Here is a 21,027-nt window from a genome sequence, read left to right on the forward strand (position 1 = left end):
CGCCCGACGCCGGGGGCTGGGGCGGCATGCCGTACTGGGGCTGGCCGTAGGGAGGCTGCTGACCGTACGGCGGCTGCTGGCCGTACGGGGGCTGCTGGCCGTACGGGGGCTGCTGCGGATGGCCGTATCCGGGCTGGCCGGGCGGGGGAGCCTGCTGGGGGTAGCCGTAGCCGGGCTGCGGAGCCTGCGGCGGCTGGCCGTAAGGACCCGGCTGGCCGTACGGTCCGGGCTGCTGTGGCTGCCCGCCGTACGGGCCCGGCTGGTTGTGACTCATGACTGGGTTCCCCCTCCAGATGCTTATGTGCTGCTGACATCCTGGCTCAGGCATGACACGTTCAGGCCAGCGGGGGGCGCACCGTTACAAACGAAACGCGTTTCGGGACAGGCCCGTGACGCCTCTAAACTGAGCCCCGTGACCGAGAACGCTCATCAGCAGCCACCAGCGCCCACGACCGAACTGCCGACCCAGTACGCGCCGGCCGATGTAGAGGGGCCGCTGTACGAGCGCTGGGTGGAGCGCGGTTACTTCGAGGCGGACGCCAAGAGCGAGAAGCCGCCGTTCACCGTCGTCATCCCACCGCCGAACGTCACCGGCAGCCTGCACCTCGGGCACGCGTTCGAGCACACGCTCATCGACGCCCTGACCCGCCGCAAGCGCATGCAGGGCTTCGAGACGCTGTGGCAGCCCGGCATGGACCACGCCGGCATCGCCACGCAGAACGTCGTCGAGCGCGAACTCGCCAAGGAGGGCAAGTCCCGCCACGACCTGGGCCGTGAGGCCTTCGTCGAGCGGGTCTGGCAGTGGAAGGGCGAGTCCGGCGGGCAGATCTCCGGCCAGATGCGCCGCCTCGGCGACGGTGTCGCCTGGACGCGCGAGCGCTTCACCATGGACGAGGGCCTGTCGAAGGCCGTCCAGACCATCTTCAAGCGGCTCTACGACGACGAGCTGATCTACCGCGCCGAGCGCATCATCAACTGGTGCCCGCGCTGTCTGACCGCGATCTCCGACATCGAGGTCGAGTACCAGGACGACGACGGCGAGCTCGTCTCCATGAAGTACGGCGACGGGGACGAGACGATCGTCGTCGCCACGACCCGCGCCGAGACGATGCTCGGTGACACGGCCGTCGCCGTCCACCCCGAGGACGAGCGCTACAAGCACCTCGTCGGCAAGCTCATCAAGCTGCCGCTGACCGACCGCTCCATCCCGGTCGTCGCCGACGAGCACGTCGACCCCGAGTTCGGCACGGGTGCCGTCAAGGTCACCCCGGCGCACGACCCGAACGACTTCGAGATCGGCCGGCGGCACGACCTGCCGTCCCTCACCGTGATGGACGAGCACGCGGTCATCACCGCCCACGGCCCCTTCCAGGGCCTGGACCGGCTCGAGGCCCGCTCCGCCATCGTCGCCGCGCTGCGCGCCGAGGGCCGGATCGTCGCCGAGAAGCGGCCGTACCTCCACTCGGTCGGCCACTGCTCGCGCTGCAAGACCACCATCGAGCCGCGCCTGTCCATGCAGTGGTGGGTCAAGGTCGGCCCGCTGGCGAAGGCGGCCGGCGACGCGGTCCGCGACGGCCGCGTCAAGATCCACCCGCAGGAGATGGAGAAGCGGTACTTCGACTGGGTCGACAACCTCCACGACTGGTGCATCTCGCGGCAGTTGTGGTGGGGTCACCGCATCCCGGTCTGGTACGGGCCCAACGGCGAGGTCGTCTGCGTCGGACCGGACGACGAGGCCCCGACTGGTGAGGGCTGGCACCAGGACACCGACGTCCTCGACACCTGGTTCTCCTCGGGCCTGTGGCCGTTCTCCACGCTCGGCTGGCCCGAGCAGACCGAGTCGCTCGCGAAGTTCTACCCGAACTCCGTCCTGGTCACCGGCTACGACATCCTCTTCTTCTGGGTCGCCCGGATGATGATGTTCGGCCTGTACGCGATGGACGGCACCCCGCCGTTCCACACCATCGCCCTGCACGGCATGGTCCGCGACCAGTTCGGCAAGAAGATGTCGAAGTCCTTCGGCAACGCGGTCAACCCGCTGGACTGGATGGACAAGTACGGCAGCGACGCGCTGAGGTTCACGCTCGCCCGCGGCGCCAACCCCGGTGTCGACGTGCCGATCGGCGAGGACTGGGTCCAGGGCTCGCGCAACTTCGCCAACAAGATCTGGAACGCGACCCGTTTCGCGCTGATGAACGGCGCGACGGTCGAGGGCCCGCTGCCGGACGCGTCGGAGATGTCGCCGACCGACCGCTGGATCCTGTCCCGGCTGAACTCGGTCGTCGCCGAAGTCGACGCGCACTACGACGACTTCCAGTTCGCCAAGCTGTCGGACGCGCTGTTCCACTTCGCGTGGGACGAGGTCTTCGACTGGTACGTCGAGCTGTCCAAGACGACGTTCCAGGCGGGCGGGGAGCCGGCCGAGGTCAGCAAGCGGGTCCTCGGTGAGGTCCTCGACGTCACGCTCAGGCTCCTCCACCCGGTCGTCCCCTTCGTCACCGAGACGCTGTGGACGACGCTGACGGGGGGCGAGTCGGTCGTCATCGCGGACTGGCCGCAGGACAGCGGCTTCCGGGACGCCGACGCCGAGCGGGAGATCGGGACGCTGCAGTCCGTCATCACCGAGGTCCGCCGCTTCCGCGCCGACCAGGGGCTCCAGCCGGGCCAGCGGGTTCCGGCCCGGCTGACGCTCGACGGGACGGCGCTCGCCGCGCACGAGCCGGCGATCCGCCAGCTGCTGCGCCTCCAGCCGGAGGGGGAGCCCTTCACGGCCACGGCGACCCTGCCGGTCGCGGGCGTGGAGGTCGCGCTGGACCTGTCCGGTGTGATCGACGTGGCCGCGGAGCGGAAGCGCCTGGCCAAGGACCTCGCCGCCGCCGAGAAGGAGAAGTCCCAGGCGACGGCGAAGCTCGGCAACGAGGCGTTCCTGGCGAAGGCCCCGGACCACGTGGTCGACAAGATCCGCACCCGCCTGGCCAAGGCGGAGGAGGACATCACCCGGATCCAGTCCCAGCTGGACCGTCTGCCCGGCGCCTGACGGAAGGCCCGGACCAGTCACGGCCCCCGACCGCTCTGGTCGGGGGCCGTTCACGTCGTCGTGGGTGTCGTGTAACCCGCCCGGGGGAACCTGCGGCTTTGCCCATCGCCAGGCCCACGCCGTCAGGAGCACCCCCACGATGCCCCGCACCGCGACCCCGACCGCCGCACCACCCGCCGCACGCGCCGAGCAGGGCAGACCCGGCCGGGACCGGCGGTACGACATCGACCTCCTGCGCGTCGTCTGCACCGCCGCCGTCGTGCTGGTGCACGCCTCCGCCGAGTTCTCCGACGCGGGCCACCGTACGGCCGGCATCCTCGGCGACTCGGCCGGCCGGTTCGCCGTGCCCGCGTTCTTCGCGATGGCCGGCTGGGCCGCCCTCGTCGCCTCGCCGGTACGCGACGACGCCCAGCTCCTCACCCGGCTCGGGCGGATCCTGCGTCCGATGGCGGTGTGGACGGCGGTCTACCTCCTCTGGCAGTACGTGTCCGGGCGGCCCTCGAACGGCGGCTTCGACGAGGCGGTACAGGCTCTGTCCGGCTCCGTGGAGGCCGCCTTCCACCTCTGGTACCTCTACGTCTACGTACCGCTCCTCCTGCTCCTCGGCGTCGTCGTGCTCGTCCTCCGGCGGCGCGCCACGCCCCGCCGGTCGCTGCTGCTGCTCACCGCGTTCGCCGTCGCACCGGCGCTCGTCGGGGACGCGCGGACCCTCACCGGGCTGCCGCTGCCCGCCTGGGACTGGGGCGTGTCGCTGTACTCGCTGGGTTACGCGGTGGCGGGCGCCGCCCTGCTCGCCGCCCGGCGGCGCGGCCCGCGCCCGCTGTGGCTCGCGGGCGCCGCGGTCGCGCTCGCCGCCCTCACCCTGTACCAGTTCACCGTGCGGCACCCCGCCGCGTACGGGAGCGTCGCGGTGGCCGCGCTGACCTTCGCCGTGCTCGGCGCGGGGTGCGGGGTGCGGGTGCCGGAGAAGGTGCGGGCGGTGCTGGTGCGGCTGTCGGACGCGTCGTTCGGGTCGTACCTGGTGCATCTGCTGTTCGTGATGCTGCTGGTCAGGCCCGTGGCGGAGAGGGTGCCGCACGGGTTCGCGGCACCCGTGGCACTGGCCGTGACGGCGGTGGCCGCCGCCGTGCTGTCCTTCGCCGCGAGCGTCCTGTGGGGCCGGCTGGGACTGCGGCGATGGCTCGGCTGACGCGGGACTCCGGGCCAGCCGGGCGCCGCCCGGGCCGCTCCGTAGACTGGGTACCGTGAGCGAGCGCCCAGAATCAGCAGGTCCTGACCCGGACGACACCTTCGACGAGTTCACGGAGCTCGTCGAGGAGGAGACCCGCCGTGACCCCGACCTCGCGGTGATCGAGGCCGGCAGCCGCACCCTGCGCACCCAGGGCGGCCCGCCCCAGGCGGAGGTGCCCGCCCGCCCCGAGGACCCCGAGGTCGACAAGGCCCTGCGCGAGGTCGAGGCGGAGCTCGCCACCCGCTGGGGCGAGACCAAGCTCGAGCCCTCGGTCGCCCGCATCGCCGCGCTGATGGACGTCCTGGGCGAGCCCCAGCGCTCGTACCCCTCGATCCACATCACCGGCACCAACGGCAAGACCTCCACCGCCCGCATGATCGAGGCCCTGCTCGGCGCCTTCGAGCTGCGCACCGGCCGCTACACCTCCCCGCACGTCCAGTCGATCACCGAGCGGATCAGCCTCGACGGGGCGCCGGTCTCCGCCGAGCGGTTCATCGAGACGTACCGGGACATCGAGCCGTACGTCGAGATGGTCGACGCCCGGCAGGAGTACCGGCTGTCCTTCTTCGAGGTGCTCACCGGCATGGCGTACGCCGCCTTCGCCGACGCGCCCGTGGACGTGGCGGTCGTCGAGGTCGGCATGGGCGGCAGCTGGGACGCGACGAACGTGATCGACGCCGGCGTCGCCGTGGTGACGCCCATCGACCTCGACCACACCGACCGGCTCGGCACCACGCCCGCCGAGATCGCCACGGAGAAGGCCGGCATCGTCAAGCGGGACGCGACGGTGATCATGGCGCAGCAGCCGGTGGACGCCGCGCAGGTGCTGCTGAGGAAGGCCGTCGAGGTGGACGCGACGGTGGCCCGGGAGGGGCTGGAGTTCGGGGTCGTGGCCCGGCAGGTCGCCGTCGGCGGCCAGCAGGTGACGTTGCGCGGACTCGGCGGCGAGTACCCCGAGGTGTACCTCCCGCTGCACGGCGAACACCAGGCCCACAACGCGGCCGTGGCGCTCGCCGCCGTGGAGGCGTTCTTCGGCGTCGGCGCCCAGCACGCCCGGCCGCTCGACATCGACACCGTGCGCAAGGCGTTCGCCGCCGTCGCCTCCCCGGGCCGGCTGGAGGTCGTACGGCGGTCGCCGACCGTCGTCCTGGACGCCGCCCACAACCCGGCGGGCGCGCGGGCGGCGGCCGCGGCGATCGGGGAGGCGTTCCAGTTCAGCCGGCTCATCGGCGTGGTCGGCGCGAGCGGCGACAAGAACGTGCGCGGGCTGCTGGAGGCGTTCGAGCCGGTCTTCGCCGAGGTCGTCGTCACCCAGAACTCCAGCCACCGCGCGATGGACGCCGACGAACTGGCGGGCATCGCCGTCGAGGTGTTCGGCGAGGACCGCGTCCAGGTCGAGCCGCGGCTGCCCGACGCCCTGGAGGCCGCGATCACGCTGGCCGAGGAGGAGGGCGAGTTCGCGGGCGGCGGTGTGCTCGTCACCGGTTCCGTCATCACCGTCGGCGAGGCCCGACTGCTCCTGGGGAGGGGCTGAGATCCCGTGCGTACGCTCTGCGCTTCGACCCTGATCGGCGAGTTCTTCATCATCGGATTCGCCGGACTGGTCGCAATGAAGGACCCGGACCTGTCCACCGGCACGGTGTGGACGGTCTGCGGCATCGCGATGTTCCTGTCCGTGGCCCTGTGCGGGGTGATCACCCGGCCCGGCGGGGTGGCCCTCGGCTGGGCGCTGCAGATCACCCTGATCGCCTCCGGTGTCTTCGTCCCGACGATGTTCTTCATGGGCGCGCTCTTCGCGCTGCTGTGGTGGGCGTCGGTGCACTTCGGTCGAAAGGTGGACGAAGCGAAGGCGCGTTTCGCCGCTCAGGCGGGCCGTCCTGACGCTGCGTGACAGATGTCCCGACACGCCCGGTAATCTCGTCTCCCCGCACCACTTCACGCACAAGGAGCTCCGTCGTGACCCAGCGCACCCTCGTCCTCCTCAAGCCCGACGCCGTACGTCGTGGCCTGACCGGCGAGATCATCAGCCGTATCGAGCGCAAGGCGGGCTGGCGGATCACCGCGCTGGAGCTACGCACCCTGGACCAGGACACGCTGGAGCAGCACTACGGCGAGCACAAGGGCAAGCCGTTCTACGAGCCGCTGGTGGAGTTCATGGCCTCCGGCCCGGTCGTGGCGATGATCGTCGAGGGTGAGCGGATCATCGAGGGGGTGCGCCAACTGGCCGGTCCCACCGACCCGATCGCCGCCGCGCCGGGTTCGATCCGCGGCGACTTCGGTGTCATCGTCCGGGAGAACCTGATCCACGCCTCCGACTCCGAGGAGTCCGCCGAGCGCGAGGTGAAGATCTTCTTCCCGGGCCGCGCGTAATCCGCGCACCCGGACGTGCGCAGACCTCGCGCATAACGATCACGTCGCGGCCGCATCCAGCGCGTTTGGCCGCCTGTCGGACGGTCTGGGGGCTTTGCCCCCGGACCTTTTTTTGGCATATGCGCGGCGTTCGGGGGAACGGATGCCCCCGATGGACCGTCTCCACAAGCAGGGGAAGACGCCATCTGATGACAATGGCGAAGACCCTCGCACGGTGTTCGCGAAGGCGCGTCTACGATGGAAGCCTTCACGTCACCGCACCCACTTCGCCGACCTGAAGAGCTCTCAAGGGCTCGTGGGAAGGCCAGTCGAATCCTGATGGGGAACTCAATGTCGTTCATCGGCCGTGACATGGCTGTCGACCTCGGGACCGCCAACACGCTGGTGTACGTCAGGGGTCGTGGGATCGTACTCAACGAGCCGTCCGTCGTCGCGATCAACACCAACACCGGTGGCATCCTCGCGGTCGGTGCCGAAGCGAAGAAGATGATCGGGCGCACGCCCGGCAACATCGTTGCCGTGCGTCCGCTGAAGGACGGCGTCATCGCCGACTTCGAGATCACCGAGCGGATGCTCCGCTACTTCATCCTGAAGATCCACAAGCGGCGGTATCTGGCTCGCCCGCGGGTCGTCGTCTGTGTGCCCTCGGGCATCACCGGCGTCGAGCGCCGCGCCGTCATCGAGGCGTCGTCGCAGGCCGGCGCCCGCCAGGTGCACATCATCGAGGAGCCCATGGCCGCCGCCATCGGCTCCGGGCTGCCGGTCCACGAGGCCACCGGCAACATGGTGGTGGACATCGGCGGCGGCACCACGGAGGTCGCGGTCATCTCCCTCGGCGGCATCGTCACCGCCCAGTCCATCCGCGTCGCGGGCGACGAGCTGGACAACGCGATCATCCAGCACATCAAGAAGGAGTACTCCCTCCTGCTGGGTGAGCGGACGGCCGAACAGATCAAGATCACGATCGGTTCGGCGTACGACCTGGACACCGACGAGCACACCGAGATCCGCGGCCGGGACCTCGTCTCCGGACTGCCGAAGACCGTGGTGATCTCCGCCGCCGAAGTGCGCAAGGCGATCGAGGAGCCGGTCAACGCCATCGTGGACGCCGTCAAGACGACCCTCGACAAGTGCCCGCCGGAGCTGTCCGGCGACATCATGGACCGGGGAATCGTCCTGACCGGCGGCGGAGCCCTGTTGCGCGGCCTCGACGAGCGGTTGCGCCGGGAGACGGGCATGCCCATCCACATCGCCGAGGACCCGCTGGACAGCGTGGCGCTCGGTTCCGGCAAGTGCGTCGAGGAGTTCGAGGCGCTTCAGCAGGTGCTCGACGCCCAGCCGCGCAGATGACACGACTCTTCGATTCCGCCGTACGGGACGACCTTCTTCCGTACGGCGGATCGTTGATATAGAGGCACGAATTCCCCCATAACGCCTCGAAGCACCTTTGACGTACCGTCAATACATCGTCAATACACCTGAACAGACCCCCACCTCATACCCGTTCTCGACGAGGAAGGCACGGCCGCCGCACGTGAGGGACACACGAGAGAGCCGGCTGCTCCTGGTGCTGCTGATCGCCATCGCGTTCGCACTGATCACGGTGGACATCCGCGGCGGGGAGGATTCACCGGTCGACGGTGCCCGGCAGGCCGCGGCGACCGTCTTCGGCCCGATCGAGAACGGCGTGTCCGGCGCGGTCGACCCGATCGGCAACGCCGTCTCCGCCGTCCGCGAGTCCGGCGACCGGCACGACCGGCTCGCCGAACTGGAGCGGGAGAACGCCGCGCTCAAGGCCGAACTCGGCAGCGACGACCGCAGCCGCAGCCGCCTCAAGCAGCTCGACAAGCTGCTGAAGGTCTCCGGCCAGGGCCAGTACGGCATCAAGGGCGCCCAGGTCATCGCCATAGGGGCGGCCCAGGGCTTCTCCTGGACCATCACCATCGACGCCGGCGCCGACGACGGCATCAAGCGTGACATGACCGTCCTCAACGGCGACGGACTCGTCGGCCGCGTCACCACCGTCGGCCCCAGCACCGCCACCGTGCTGCTCGCCACCGACCCCGACTTCACCGTCGGCACCCGCATGGAGACCACCGACGAACTCGGCTTCGCCTCCGGCCAGGGCGACCGCCCGCTGCGCGTCGAACTCCTCAACGGCAAGGCCGAGATCAAGAAGGGCGACCGCCTGGTGACCTTCGGCTCGCAGGCCGACAAGCCGTTCGTGCCCGGCGTTCCCGTCGGCGTCGTCTCCCGCGTCGACCCCTCCGGCGGCGACCTCACCCGCACCCTCTCCGTCACGCCGTTCGTCAGCTTCAGCAAGCTCGACGTCGTCGGCGTCGTCGTCCAGGCCCCCGAGAAGGACCCGCGCGACACGGTGCTGCCCGAGAAGTCCGAGCCGAAGCCCACACCGACCGTGACGGTGACCGTCACCCCCTCCGCCCCTGCCGACGGCCTGAACCAGCAAGAGCAGTAGGAGCTGTCACCCCATGCGCGTCAACCGGATCCTGCTCTCCAGCTCGCTGATCGTCGTCGCCCTGGTGATCCAGGTGAGCGTCCTCGCCCGGCTCCACCTCCCGGGCGCCGTCCCGGACCTGCTGCTGCTCACCGTCCTCGGCCTCGCCCTGGTCTACGGCCATGTCAGCGGCGCCCTCATCGGCTTCGCCGCCGGACTCCTCGCCGACCTCGCCCCGCCCGCCGACCACGCCGCCGGACGCTACGCCCTCGTGCTGTGCGTCATCGGCTACCTCGCCGGACTCGTCAAACCCGAGAGCGGCCAGGTGAAGTCGGCGACCGGCCCGATGGTCGTGGTCGTCGCCGCCGCCGTCGGCTCCACCCTGCTCTACGCCGGTGTCGGCGCCCTCGTCGGCGACACCGCCGCCCGCCATGTCGGCCTGGGCGGACTGCTGTTCACCGCCGCCCTGTACGACCTGCTGCTCGCGCCGTTCGTCGTCCCCGGCGTCATGGCCCTGGCCCGGCGCGCCGAGAACGACCCGCTCGCCGAGACCAACCCCGCCAAGTCCGGTGACATCGCCTCCGGCTGGCTCTCCGGCGGCACCGGACTGCGCATCGGCGGGCAGCGGGGCGGACTGCGGGTCAAGGCGGCCCGCGCCCGGGTGGCCCGTGCCGGACGCATCAAGGGGGTCAAGCGCCTGTGACCTCGCACAACTTCACCGGAACGAGTGAACGGCGACGGAACGCGGGCACATGGCCCGGCCGTTCCTCACTCGTACCCGCACACGCGCACGCGCTCTGAGAGAGGAGGAAGCCGCGTGACCAACATCCCGGAGACCGGTCGCAGCCCGCGGGTCCAGATCCGGCTCGTCGTCATCCAGGTCCTCGTCATCTCCCTCCTCGGCACCCTCGGCGGGCGCCTGTGGTACCTCCAGATCCGCGAGGGCGACCAGTACGCCAAGGAGGCCTCCGGCAACCACGTCCAGCAGGTCGTCCAGCCCGCCGTCCGCGGCTCCATCCTGGACGCGCGCGGAGTGCCCCTCGCCGACAACGAGACCCGCCTGGTCGTCTCCGCCTCCCGCACCGACCTGCTGAAGATGAAGGACGACGGCAAGGCGGTCCTCATCAAACTCGCCGGCGTCCTCGGCATGGACGCCGAGGAGGTCCTCCAGAAGGTCCGCCTCTGCGACGCCGAGACCCCCCAGCCCTGCTGGAACGGCTCGCCGTACCAGCCCATCCCCATCACCGACGAGGCCACCCCCAAACAGGCCCTGCAGATCCGCGAGCGCGCCGAGGACTTCCCCGGCATCACCGCCGAGCCGCAGGCCCTGCGCCGCTACGCCGCCCCCGGCAAGGCCAACACCGCCCAGGTCCTCGGCTACCTCTCGCCCGTCACCGACGAGGAGATCACGAAGGCCCAGGACACCAGCTCGCCCTACCTGCGCTCCGACATGGTCGGCCGCTCCGGGCTGGAGCGCCAGTACGACAAGCAGCTGCGCGGCAAGGCCGGCGTCACCCGCTACGAGGTCGACAACCTCGGCCGCGTCATCGGCGAGGCCGAGTCCGACCCCGCCCGGCCCGGTGCCAACCTCGTCACCAGCATCGACGCCCGCGTCCAGCGCATCGCCGAGTACGAGCTGAACGAGGCGATGAAGGAAGCCCGCAAGCAGCACGACCGCAACACCAACCGCAACTACGAGGCCGACTCCGGCGCCGTCGTCGTCATGGAGGCCAAGACCGGCCGCGTCGTCGCCATGGCCTCCAACCCCACCTACGACCCCAACGCCTGGGTCGGCGGCATCTCCGCCAAGGACTACGCCGACCTCACCGGCAAGAAGTCCAACTACCCGCTGCTCAACCGCGCCATCCAGGGCCAGTCGGCACCCGGCTCCATCTTCAAGGTCATCCCCACGGCCGCCGCGATCAACGCCGGCTACTCCTTCGAAGGCCCCTACAACTGCTCCAGCTCGTACTCCATCGGCGGACAGGTCTTCAAGAACTTCGAGTCCCAGAACCACGGCCCGATCAGCCTCGGCCGCGCCCTGGAGGTCTCCTGCGACACCGTCTTCTACGCCCTCTCCCACGAGGAATGGAAGCGCGACGGCGGCAACAAGCCGAAGAAGAACGCCGACGACTGGTTCTACAAGACCGCCCACCAGTTCGGCCTCGGCGAGGAGACCGGCATCGACCTGCCCAACGAGGTCACCGGCCGCGTCCCCGACCGCCAGTGGAAGCTGGACTACTGGGAGGCCAACAAGGACGCCTGGTGCAAGTACGGGAAGAAGGACGGCAGCTACGCCGAGAAGATCGCCTACGAGAACTGCCTCGAAGGCAACCGGCTGCGCGCGGGTGACTCCGTCAACTACTCCATCGGCCAGGGCGACACGCTCGTCACCCCCATCCAGATGGCCACCATCTACGCGGCCATCTCCAACGGCGGCACCCTCTACGACCCCACCGTCGGCAAGGCCGTCATCAGCCCCGACGGCAAGACGGTCACGGAGATCGAGCCCCGGTCGCACGGCAAGCTGCCGATGACGAAGAAGACGCTCAGCCAGATAGACGAAGCCCTCGAAGGAGTCGCCACCCGCGGTACGGCCGCGTGGCGATTCGGGGGCTGGCCACAGGACGAGATCCCGATGCACGCCAAGACCGGCACCGCCGAGGTCTACGGCAAGCAGACCACCTCGTGGTTCGCCACGTACACCAAGGACTACTCGATCGTCATGACGATCTCCCAGGGCGGCACGGGCTCCGGCGCCTCGGGCCCCGCCGTGCGCAACATCTACAACGCCCTGTACGGCGTCTCCGAGGACGGCGAGATCGACAAGAAGAAGGCGCTGCTGTCCACGCCGCAGAAGAACCTCCCCAAGGTCCGCACGGACGGCACCATCACGTCCCCGAAGATCTCCAAGGACCCCGCCAAGGACCGGGCGACCCCCTCGCCCGACGCGCAGGCCACCACCCCGCAGGGCGACCCGGCCGACCCGCAGCAGGCCGGCACGGTCCCCTCACCGGAGAACACCAACCGGGACACCCGCCGCCGTGAGCGACGACGGGGCGGCGGACCACGACGCGGCGAACCACGACGCGGCGACGGACACCCCCGCTGCCGCGCACGCCACCGGTCCGGCCGTACCGGAACCCGGGGGACGGCGTCATGACCGGCGCCAACAGCTTCCAGGTCTCCGGATACGGACCGGAGCGGGCCGGCTGGACACGGGTCTTCGCCCGCGACTCCCTGGCCCGCCGCCTCGACTGGCCGATACTGTTCTCGGCGCTCGCCCTGTCCCTGCTGGGCTCGCTCCTGGTCTACTCGGCCACCCGCAACCGCACCGAACTCAACCAGGGCGACCCCTACTACTTCCTCGTCCGGCACTGGCTCAACACCGGCATCGGACTGGCCCTGATGATCGGCGCCCTCTGGCTCGGCCACCGCACCCTGCGCACGGCCGTGCCCCTGCTGTACGGCGCCTCGGTCTTCCTGATCCTGCTGGTGCTCACCCCGCTGGGCTCCACCATCAACGGCGCCCACTCCTGGATCAAGCTCCCCGGCGGCTTCTCCCTCCAGCCCTCCGAGTTCGTGAAGGTCACGATCATCCTGGGCATGGCGATGCTGCTCGCCGCCCGCGTCGACGCGGGCGACAAGCCGTATCCCGATCACCGCACGGTCCTCCAGGCCCTCGGCCTGGCCGTCGTCCCCATGCTGATCGTGATGCTCATGCCCGACCTCGGGTCGGTCATGGTCATGGTCGTCATCGTGCTCGGCGTGCTGCTCGCCTCCGGCGCCTCCAACCGCTGGGTCTTCGGCCTGCTCGGCGCCGGAGCGGCCGGCGCCGTCACCGTCTGGCAGCTCGGCATCCTCGACGAGTACCAGATCAACCGCTTCGCCGCCTTCGCCAACCCCGAGCTCGACCCCGCCGGCGTCGGCTACAACACCAACCAGGCACGCATCGCCATCGGCTCCGGCGGACTGACCGGCTCCGGCCTCTTCCACGGCTCCCAGACCACCGGCCAGTTCGTGCCCGAACAGCAGACCGACTTCGTCTTCACCGTCGCCGGCGAGGAACTCGGCTTCGTCGGCGGCGCACTGATCATCGGCCTGCTCGGCATCATCCTCTGGCGCGCCTGCCGCATCGCCCGCGACACCACCGACCTGTACGGCACGATCGTCGCCGCCGGCATCGTCGCCTGGTTCGCCTTCCAGTCCTTCGAGAACATCGGCATGACCCTCGGCATCATGCCCGTCACCGGCCTGCCCCTGCCGTTCGTCTCCTACGGCGGCTCCTCCATGTTCGCCGTATGGCTGGCCGTGGGCCTGCTGCAGTCCATCCGGATACAACGGCCGATGTCCGCGTGAACCGTCGGGGCGCGAAGCGTCGGGACCCACCGCCGCTCCGCTCCCCGACGACTAGATCCGCCGCACAGCGGATAGACGCACCTTATGGCGGACACCAAGCGTGAAATCGAACGAAAGTACGAATCCGACGACAGCGGGCTGCCCGACCTGACCCGCGTCCCCGGCGTGGCGACCGTCCTCGACAAGGGCGTCACCCACCTCGACGCCACCTACCACGACACCGCCGACGAACGCCTCGCCGCGTCCTCCGTCACCCTGCGCCGCCGCACCGGCGGCTCCGACGCCGGCTGGCACCTGAAGTTCCCCGTCGCCCCCGGAGTGCGCGACGAGATCCGCGCCCCGCTCTCCGACACCCTCCCCGACGAACTCGCCGCCCTCGTCCGCTCCCGCGTCCGCGACCACGCACTGCTGCCCGTCGTCCGACTGCGCTCCGACCGCGACGTACGCCACCTGGTCGACGCCGACGGCCGACTGCTCGCCGAGGTCAGCGTCGACACCGTCCACGCCGAACGCCTCACCGGCGACGGCGGCACCGCCCGGTGGACCGAGATCGAGGTCGAACTCGCCGACGACGGCGACCCCGCCTTCCTCGACAAGGTGGAGAAACGCCTGCGCAAGGCCGGCGCACGCCCCTCGAAGTCCGCCTCCAAACTCGCCAGGGCACTGGCCGACACGACACCGGACGGCACCACGGCCACGGCGACGACGGACACACCCGCCACGGCACCGGAGGCGGCCCCCCGGCGGAAACACAAGCCACGGGCGACCGGGAAACCTGTCACCGCCGGCGACCACGTCCTCGCCTACGTCCGCGCCCAGCGCGACGCCCTCGTCGAGCTCGACCCCGCCGTACGCCAGGACGTCCCCGACTCCGTGCACCGCATGAGAGTCGCCACCCGCCGCCTGCGCAGCACCTTCCGCACCTTCCGCGGCATCCTCGACCGCGAGGCGACCGACCCCGTCGGCGACGACCTCAAGTGGCTGGCCGCCGAGCTGGGCCTGGACCGCGACCAGGAGGTGCTCGCCGAACGCCTCCGGTCCTCCCTCGCCGACCTGCCCGACACCCTCGTCGCCGGCCCCGTCGGACACCGGCTCACCACCTGGGCCGAGGCCCGCCACGCCGGAGCCCACGGCCGCCTCACCGGCATCCTCGACACCCGCCGGTACCTCACCCTCCTCGACACCCTGGACGCCCTGCTCACCGACCCGCCCCTGCGCAAGAAGGCCGCGACCACACCGGAGAAGACCCTCACCAAGGCCGTGCGCAAGGACCTCGACAAGCTGACCGGCCTCGTCACCCGCGCCCTGGACCTCCCGCCCGGCACCGACCGCGACGTCGCCCTGCACGAGGCCCGCAAGAAGACCAAGCGCACCCGCTACGCCGCCGAGGCCGCCGCCCCCGCACTCGGCGAACCGGCGAACGACCTCGTCAAGGCCATGAAGTCGCTCCAGGGCCTGCTCGGCGACCACCAGGACAGCGTCATGGCCCGCCAGACCCTCCGCGAGCTCGCCGCCGTCGCCCACGCGGCGGGCGAGAGCGCCTTCACCTACGGCGTCCTCCACGCCCGCGAGGAACACCGCGCGGAACGCGCCGAGGCCGCCCTCCCCGAAGCCTGGACCTCGATCACCAAGGACCTCCGGCCCTGGACGACGTAGGGACTACCCCTCCGGCCGCGTTACGCTGAATGGTCACCCCACTCAGCACACAAAGGTTCGCGAGATGCCTGCCGAAGCCGCCGAGTCTGTGTTCCCGCAGCTCGAAGCTCTGCTCCCGCATGTGCAGAAGCCGATCCAGTACGTCGGCGGAGAGCTCAACTCCACGGTCAAGCCGTGGGAGAGCTGCGACGTCCGCTGGGCGCTCATGTACCCCGACGCCTACGAGGTCGGACTGCCCAACCAGGGCGTCATGATCCTCTACGAGGTCCTCAACGAACAGGACGGCGTCCTCGCCGAGCGCACCTACAGCGTCTGGCCGGACCTGGAAGCGCTGATGCGGGAGCACCGCGTCCCGCAGTTCACGGTCGACAGCCACCGCCCGGTGAAGGCCTTCGACGTGTTCGGCCTGAGCTTCTCCACCGAGCTCGGCTACACCAACATGCTCACCGCCCTCGACCTGGCCGGCATCCCCCTGGAAGCCAAGGACCGCGGCCTCGACGACCCGATCGTCATGGCCGGCGGCCACGCCGCCTTCAACCCCGAGCCGATCGCCGACTTCATCGACTGCGCGGTCATCGGCGACGGCGAGCAGGCCGTCCTGGAGGTCACGCGGATCATCCGCGCCTGGAAGGAGGAGGGACGCCCCGGCGGCCGCGAGGAACTCCTCTTCCGCCTGGCGAAGACCGGCGGGGTGTACGTCCCCGGCTTCTACGACGTCGAGTACCTCCCCGACGGCCGCATCGCCCGCGTGGTGCCGAACAAGTCGGGCGTCCCGTGGCGCGTCTCCAAGCACACGGTCATGGACCTCGACGAGTGGCCCTACCCCAAGCAGCCCCTCGTCCCGCTCGCCGAGACCGTCCACGAGCGCATGTCCGTGGAGATCTTCCGCGGCTGCACCCGCGGCTGCCGCTTCTGCCAGGCCGGCATGATCACCCGCCCGGTCCGGGAGCGCTCGATCACCGGCATCGGCGAGATGGTCGACAAGGGCCTGAAGGCCACGGGCTTCGAGGAGGTCGGCCTGCTCTCCCTCTCCTCCGCCGACCACTCGGAGATCGGCGACATCGCCAAGGGCCTCGCCGACCGCTACGAGGACGACAAGATCGGCCTCTCCCTCCCCTCCACCCGCGTCGACGCCTTCAACATCGACCTGGCGAACGAGCTGACCCGCAACGGCCGCCGCTCCGGCCTCACCTTCGCCCCCGAGGGCGGCTCGGAGCGCATCCGCAAGGTCATCAACAAGATGGTCTCCGAGGACGACCTCATCCGGACCGTCGCCACCGCCTACGGCAACGGCTGGCGCCAGGTGAAGCTGTACTTCATGTGCGGCCTGCCCACCGAGACCGATGACGACGTCCTCCAGATCGCCGACATGGCCACCCGCGTGATCGCCAAGGGCCGCGAGGTCTCCGGCTCCAACGACATCCGCTGCACGGTCTCCATCGGCGGCTTCGTCCCCAAGCCGCACACCCCCTTCCAGTGGGCCCCGCAGCTCTCCGCCGAGCAGACCGACGAGCGCCTGGCCAAGCTCCGCGACAAGATCCGCGGCGACAAGAAGTACGGCCGCTCGATCGGCTTCCGCTACCACGACGGCAAGCCCGGCATCGTCGAGGGCCTGCTCTCCCGCGGCGACCGCCGCATCGGCGCGGTCATCCGCGCGGTCTACGACGACGGCGGCCGCTTCGACGGCTGGCGCGAGCACTTCTCGTACGACCGCTGGATGAACTGTGCCGACAAGGCGCTGGCCCCCTTCGGCGTCGACGTCGACTGGTACACCACCCGCGAGCGCACCTACGAGGAGGTCCTCCCCTGGGACCACCTCGACTCCGGCCTCGACAAGGACTGGCTCTGGGAGGACTGGCAGGACGCCCTCGACGAGACGGAGGTCGAGGACTGCCGCTGGACCCCGTGCTTCGACTGCGGCGTGTGCCCCCAGATGGACACGTCCATCCAGATCGGCCCCACCGGGAAGAAGCTGCTTCCTCTGACGGTCAAGAACAGCGCGCCGGCGCCGAGCGGGCACTCGCACTGAGGCGAGTGCCGTACTCGTTCGGGTGATGGATGCCCTGGCAGGGGCTGGTGAGGACGAGGTGATTGCTGCGCTGGCTGCTGTCGGGTCTTCGAGTCGTCGGCAGCCAGCTCAGCGGAGTGGGCCTTGTGCGCCTCTGCCGGGCCCGGGAGGGGTCTCGGTCATCCACTCAGAGGTTGGAGTGGGTCTGAGGCTCTCGGAGAGCCTCGCTGAAGCATTCCGGCGACTGCTGAGCCCCCTCCGCCCCGGAGGGGGTTCAATGGTGTCGGCGCTCGATGACGTCCTTGCACGGTGAGGCCGCGTCGTGAGGAACGGGTGGCTCGCTGGTACTCCAGCCGTGGATCGTGATCTTCATGGGTGAAGGGCGGCTTGGTGGCGGTGGTGACTGTGGCGGGCGCGGGCCTGGTGGTGTCGGCGCCAGGAGGACCAGCGCAGTCGGTGGGCGGTGTCGCGGACTGGTTGAACGATCAGGGCGATGAACAGGCGCTGGATCTCGTCACAGGTGAGGGGGATCAGTCCGTCGGGGCTGGTCCCGTCTTCGGGCGGGGCCTGCTCGCGGCGTTCGAGGGCCGTGGTGACGGCGAGGAAGGCGTGGACGAGCAGGGCGAGGGTGACCCGGCGGTACCAGGAGTCCCAGCGTCGCACCTGATGTTCGTCAAGTCCCGCAAGTCCCTTGGAAATCTGGAACATCTCCTCCGCCGCCGCATGATCTCCAGTCTTCACACACCGGTGATCAATGGTGGCCGCACCCGTTTTTCATAGCGCCATCACCGCAGATCGTGCCAGGAGGGCATATGCGACACGGCGAAGTCTGGTGGGTCGAGTTCGATGAGCGACGGCCGGTCGTGCTGCTGTCGGGAGACGAGGCGTCCGGGCTCCGGGCGATGCAGGTCGTCGCCCCGGCGGGCGTCGACATCAGCGGTCTGGGCGTGGAAGTGACCGTGGGCGCCACGGAAGGACTGCCCTTTGAAGGCGTGCTGCGGTTCGCGTTCCCGCGTCCAGGCTTCATCCCGTGCACGTGGCTGACCATCGTGTCCCGGGACGACCTGGTCGAGCGGGCAGGCGTGCTGTCCTCCGTGAAGCTCAGTGAGATTGAGGATGCCCTCCGTGTCGCTGGACAGCCGCAGGAGTGGACCGAGACGGCAGCCGCGAAGCTCAGCGAGATGAAGGATGCCCTCCGCCTCGGTGGACTGGAGTGAGCGGGCAAGGGACGGACGCCGCCGAGGTGTGGGCGATCTCGTCCAGATGATCAACGCTGGTCATCTCCGCGGCGTCCCGCACCAGCAGGAGCACGATTCGCCAGGCACTCCTGCTCCGGGCCGTCTGGTCACGGACTTCCGGCACCTGCTTCAGGCGGTGCCCCTGGCGGTGACGACGTAGCAGGTGGCGTGTCCTCCGCTCTGTTCCATTCTTCCTTATTCGACCACATGTACCAGTAGTCTCCGCTCCCGTCCGCCTCGGAGACCCATCGGCCGGGGCGGTGTCACAGGCCCGGGTCGTGGAGGGTTGTCTCCGCTGGTGGAACCGCCTGGGCGCGGGCGTCGAGATCGGTCTCACCCGCGCGAGGAGTACGGGTTTCTCCGCGGCCGCGTCCTGGAGAGGCCCGGTCGGCGCGACGCGGCCCCCGCCGTCGGCGGGGGCCGCTGAGAGGTTCCTCCCGCTGTCGGTGGCGCATCGGGCCGCCGGCAGCAGGAGGGCTTACGGGGTGTGCTGTCCGGGGTGCCGGGTGGATGGCGTGTCACGCCGGTAGGAGTGGGTCGGGGCCCGGAAGCGTTCCTGTTTGCCGGGGTCGGTGAGCGGCGCGGGGTGGTCCAGGGTGGACCGCAGCCGGTGGCGGGGCGAGGTGCGGCGGGGCGGGCGGGTGAGGGTGATCTGGCGGACGAGTTGCTGGAAGCAGGCCAGGGCGGCCACGCCCGGGAGGGCCGCGGCGGCGGTGTCGGTGATCGTCCGGGGGGCCTGGGCCACGCAGAGCATGATGGCGACGGACGAGAAGAGGAGGACGACGAACCACGAGTGCAGGGCGCGCCGTTGGTGCAGTGCCGCGCGGAGGATGGACAACGAGCCGGCCAGCCAGGGGCCGTAGACCAGCACGGGCCACCAGGCCGAGGAACTGCCCTTGCTGTGGGCCGTGGTGACGAGGAGCAGGGGTTCGTAGGTGACGACGCCGCTGAAGACGCTCACCATCGACACGGTGACCGCTGCCAGGGCGGCGATGGCGTAGCTGGCGAGGCGCAGTGCGTCGGGGCGTCTGCGCGGGGGTTTGCGCGGGGGTTTGCGGTGGCCGCGCGGTGCCGCGCGCAGGGGTGGCAGTTCCGCCGTGATCTCCTGCAGGTTGCCCATGGGGCTGCCGGTCGGGGGAGTGGTGACCGAGGCCTCCTCGCGGGGCTGCGGCATGGTGACTCCGGAGGACTCCTCGCCGCGGGCCTCCTGGAGGAGGTAGGCGAGTTCCTCGGCCGGGTCCCAGTGCGGTACGGACGATTCCATGGGCTCCGCGTAGACGAGAGGGTCGTAGCGTTCGTCATTCATGTCAGTCGGCCTCGCCGATCCAGCGGCCGGCGAGGTCGGATTTCCACGAATTCCCCCTGTCGGACTTGATGAGCCCTGACATGCTTGCCTTCGTCATATAGCGACTAACGGCGTCTGTTTCGCTTGGATGCGTGGCGAATGAGTGAACGGCCGTAGGGAAAATTGTTTTACATAAGTCGCGGAATTCTTATGTCTGATCGGTGTTCAGCATATGAAGTGGACAACATGATGAGCGTGGGATCCGGGCGGGCCGCGCCTGCGTCTCCGTAGGTATGGATCTCGAGAAGCCGGCCGGTCCGCCGGCCGCCGCGCCCGCGGGCGAGGGGTGTCTCGCCGTGGCGATCCGCGTCCCGGTGCGGATCGTGGTGCTGGTGCTGGTCGTGCCGGTGCGGATGGTGTGGGACGCGCTGGTCGTCGCCGGGCGGTTCCTGAACGACACGCTGCTGCGGCCGCTCGGGCGGGCGCTGCTGTGGGTGGGGCGGGCGGTGTTCGTGTGGCCGTTCGTGGGGTTGTGGCGGTATGTCCTCGTGCCGTTCGGCAAGGGGCTGGCGTGGCTCGGGAAGGTGCTGGTGGTCCTTCCGGCCGTCGCGTTCCACCGCCATGTGCTGACTCCCTTCGGTCATGGGGTCGCGTGGCTGTACGCGCGCGTGCTGACGCCGCTCGGTCATGTGCTCGCCGCGATGGGGGCCGGGGTGTGGGCGGGTGTGGCGTGGCTGGGGCGGTATCTCGTCGTCGTGCCCTCGGGGTGGCTGTACCGGTGGGTTCTGACACCGGTGGGGCGGGCGATCGCTTGGTGCGCGAAGGGGCTGGTGTGGCTGGTGACGACGGTCGTCACCGGGGTCGGCACGGGGCTGTACTGGATCACCCGGATCCTGCTGGTGCTGCCCGCGCTCGCGGTGTGGCGCTGGGTGCTGGTGCCCGTCGGCCGTGTGCTCGCGATCGTCGCGCGGGAGGTCGGGGACGCCCTGGGGCACGCCTGGCGCGTCGCCGGGCGTGTCTCGCTCGCCGTCGGACGGTGGCTGGGGACGCTTTTCCGGTGGGTGTTCGTGGAGCCGGTGCGGTGGGTGTACCGGAGCGTGCTGACCCCGGTGGGGCACGTGGTGCGCGACGCGGTGCTGCGGCCTCTCGGGGAGGCCGCCCGCGCGGTGGGCCGGGCCGGCCGGCAGGCCCTCGACGCCGCCCGCGCGTCGGTGCGGCGGGCACGCGCCGACTTCCGGCGGGCGCTGCTCGGCGAACCGGCAGGTGCGGGGAAGGAACCGCAGCTCACGCACCGGCGGGAACCTATCGGCCCGGAGGCACGTACTCTTGGTGGAAGTACGACCGCTCTCACGAAGGACTGAACAACACTGGGCAAGCGACAGCCCGAA

At 70.2% G+C, this 21,027-nt stretch carries 16 protein-coding genes and 1 pseudogene; 14 read left to right on the forward strand and 3 right to left on the reverse strand.

Features of this window, described 5'->3' with window-relative positions; genetic code table 11:
- A partial coding sequence (locus AB0A94_RS24105; protein WP_361747439.1) for a hypothetical protein occupies positions 1-274 on the reverse strand: 274 nt, incomplete at its 3' end.
- Positions 275-412: 138 nt separating this feature from the next.
- Between AB0A94_RS24105 and AB0A94_RS24110 the strand changes: the two genes are divergently transcribed.
- The 12 genes from AB0A94_RS24110 to AB0A94_RS24165 all read left to right on the forward strand — a co-directional run bounded on the left by AB0A94_RS24110 (position 413) and on the right by AB0A94_RS24165 (position 17,137).
- Positions 413-3,037: a valine--tRNA ligase gene (locus AB0A94_RS24110; protein WP_361747441.1), complete on the forward strand. Its 2,625-nt coding sequence runs from the start codon at positions 413-415 to the stop codon at positions 3,035-3,037.
- Between the two features lie 139 nt (positions 3,038-3,176).
- Complete coding sequence (locus tag AB0A94_RS24115) at positions 3,177-4,226, forward strand: acyltransferase (RefSeq protein ID WP_361747443.1); 1,050 nt, start codon at positions 3,177-3,179, stop codon at positions 4,224-4,226.
- A 55-nt stretch (positions 4,227-4,281) separates the two neighbouring features.
- Positions 4,282-5,802 carry a folylpolyglutamate synthase/dihydrofolate synthase family protein gene (locus AB0A94_RS24120; RefSeq protein ID WP_361747445.1) on the forward strand — a complete coding sequence of 507 codons (1,521 nt, stop codon included), beginning with the start codon at positions 4,282-4,284 and terminating at the stop codon, positions 5,800-5,802.
- Between the two features lie 6 nt (positions 5,803-5,808).
- Positions 5,809-6,159, forward strand: a complete 351-nt coding sequence (locus AB0A94_RS24125; RefSeq protein WP_361747447.1) for a DUF4233 domain-containing protein — start codon at positions 5,809-5,811, stop codon at positions 6,157-6,159.
- Positions 6,160-6,224: 65 nt separating this feature from the next.
- Entirely contained in the window at positions 6,225-6,638 is a 414-nt protein-coding gene (ndk, locus tag AB0A94_RS24130) for a nucleoside-diphosphate kinase (protein ID WP_361747449.1), read from the forward strand.
- A 330-nt stretch (positions 6,639-6,968) separates the two neighbouring features.
- A complete protein-coding gene (locus AB0A94_RS24135) occupies positions 6,969-7,988 on the forward strand; it encodes a rod shape-determining protein (RefSeq protein WP_006133575.1) in 1,020 nt (339 codons plus the stop codon).
- Between the two features lie 184 nt (positions 7,989-8,172).
- Positions 8,173-9,114, forward strand: coding sequence for a rod shape-determining protein MreC (gene mreC, locus AB0A94_RS24140; RefSeq protein ID WP_361747451.1), 942 nt, complete (start codon positions 8,173-8,175; stop codon positions 9,112-9,114).
- A gap of 13 nt (positions 9,115-9,127) precedes the next feature.
- Positions 9,128-9,796: a rod shape-determining protein MreD gene (mreD, locus tag AB0A94_RS24145; protein WP_217127793.1), complete on the forward strand. Its 669-nt coding sequence runs from the start codon at positions 9,128-9,130 to the stop codon at positions 9,794-9,796.
- A 114-nt stretch (positions 9,797-9,910) separates the two neighbouring features.
- Complete coding sequence (mrdA, locus tag AB0A94_RS24150; RefSeq protein WP_361747453.1) at positions 9,911-12,256, forward strand: penicillin-binding protein 2; 2,346 nt, start codon at positions 9,911-9,913, stop codon at positions 12,254-12,256.
- On the forward strand, positions 12,253-13,452 hold the full coding sequence (rodA, locus tag AB0A94_RS24155; protein ID WP_361747455.1) for a rod shape-determining protein RodA: 1,200 nt from the start codon (positions 12,253-12,255) through the stop codon (positions 13,450-13,452). Before mrdA ends, rodA begins: the two co-directional genes overlap by 4 nt.
- A gap of 84 nt (positions 13,453-13,536) precedes the next feature.
- Positions 13,537-15,108 carry a CYTH and CHAD domain-containing protein gene (locus AB0A94_RS24160; protein ID WP_361747456.1) on the forward strand — a complete coding sequence of 524 codons (1,572 nt, stop codon included), beginning with the start codon at positions 13,537-13,539 and terminating at the stop codon, positions 15,106-15,108.
- A gap of 64 nt (positions 15,109-15,172) precedes the next feature.
- Positions 15,173-17,137 (forward strand): TIGR03960 family B12-binding radical SAM protein, encoded by a 1,965-nt coding sequence (locus AB0A94_RS24165; RefSeq protein WP_361747458.1) that lies wholly within the window; start codon positions 15,173-15,175, stop codon positions 17,135-17,137.
- A 348-nt stretch (positions 17,138-17,485) separates the two neighbouring features.
- Here the strand turns inward: AB0A94_RS24165 and AB0A94_RS24170 are convergent.
- Positions 17,486-17,830: pseudogene (locus AB0A94_RS24170) on the reverse strand (IS701 family transposase); the annotation flags it as partial.
- Between the two features lie 98 nt (positions 17,831-17,928).
- Between AB0A94_RS24170 and AB0A94_RS24175 the strand changes: the two are divergent.
- Entirely contained in the window at positions 17,929-18,333 is a 405-nt protein-coding gene (locus tag AB0A94_RS24175; protein WP_361747460.1) for a type II toxin-antitoxin system PemK/MazF family toxin, read from the forward strand.
- A 499-nt stretch (positions 18,334-18,832) separates the two neighbouring features.
- On the opposite strand, the gene AB0A94_RS24180 is transcribed toward AB0A94_RS24175, so the two are convergent.
- Positions 18,833-19,660 carry a DUF2637 domain-containing protein gene (locus AB0A94_RS24180; RefSeq protein WP_361747461.1) on the reverse strand — a complete coding sequence of 276 codons (828 nt, stop codon included), beginning with the start codon at positions 19,658-19,660 and terminating at the stop codon, positions 18,833-18,835.
- A 272-nt stretch (positions 19,661-19,932) separates the two neighbouring features.
- Between AB0A94_RS24180 and AB0A94_RS24185 the strand changes: the two genes are divergently transcribed.
- Positions 19,933-21,000, forward strand: a complete 1,068-nt coding sequence (locus AB0A94_RS24185; RefSeq protein WP_361747463.1) for a hypothetical protein — start codon at positions 19,933-19,935, stop codon at positions 20,998-21,000.
- The last annotated feature ends 27 nt before the right edge of the window (positions 21,001-21,027 follow it).

Source organism: Streptomyces sp. NPDC044984 (assembly GCF_040646935.1).
GTDB lineage: Bacteria > Actinomycetota > Actinomycetes > Streptomycetales > Streptomycetaceae > Streptomyces.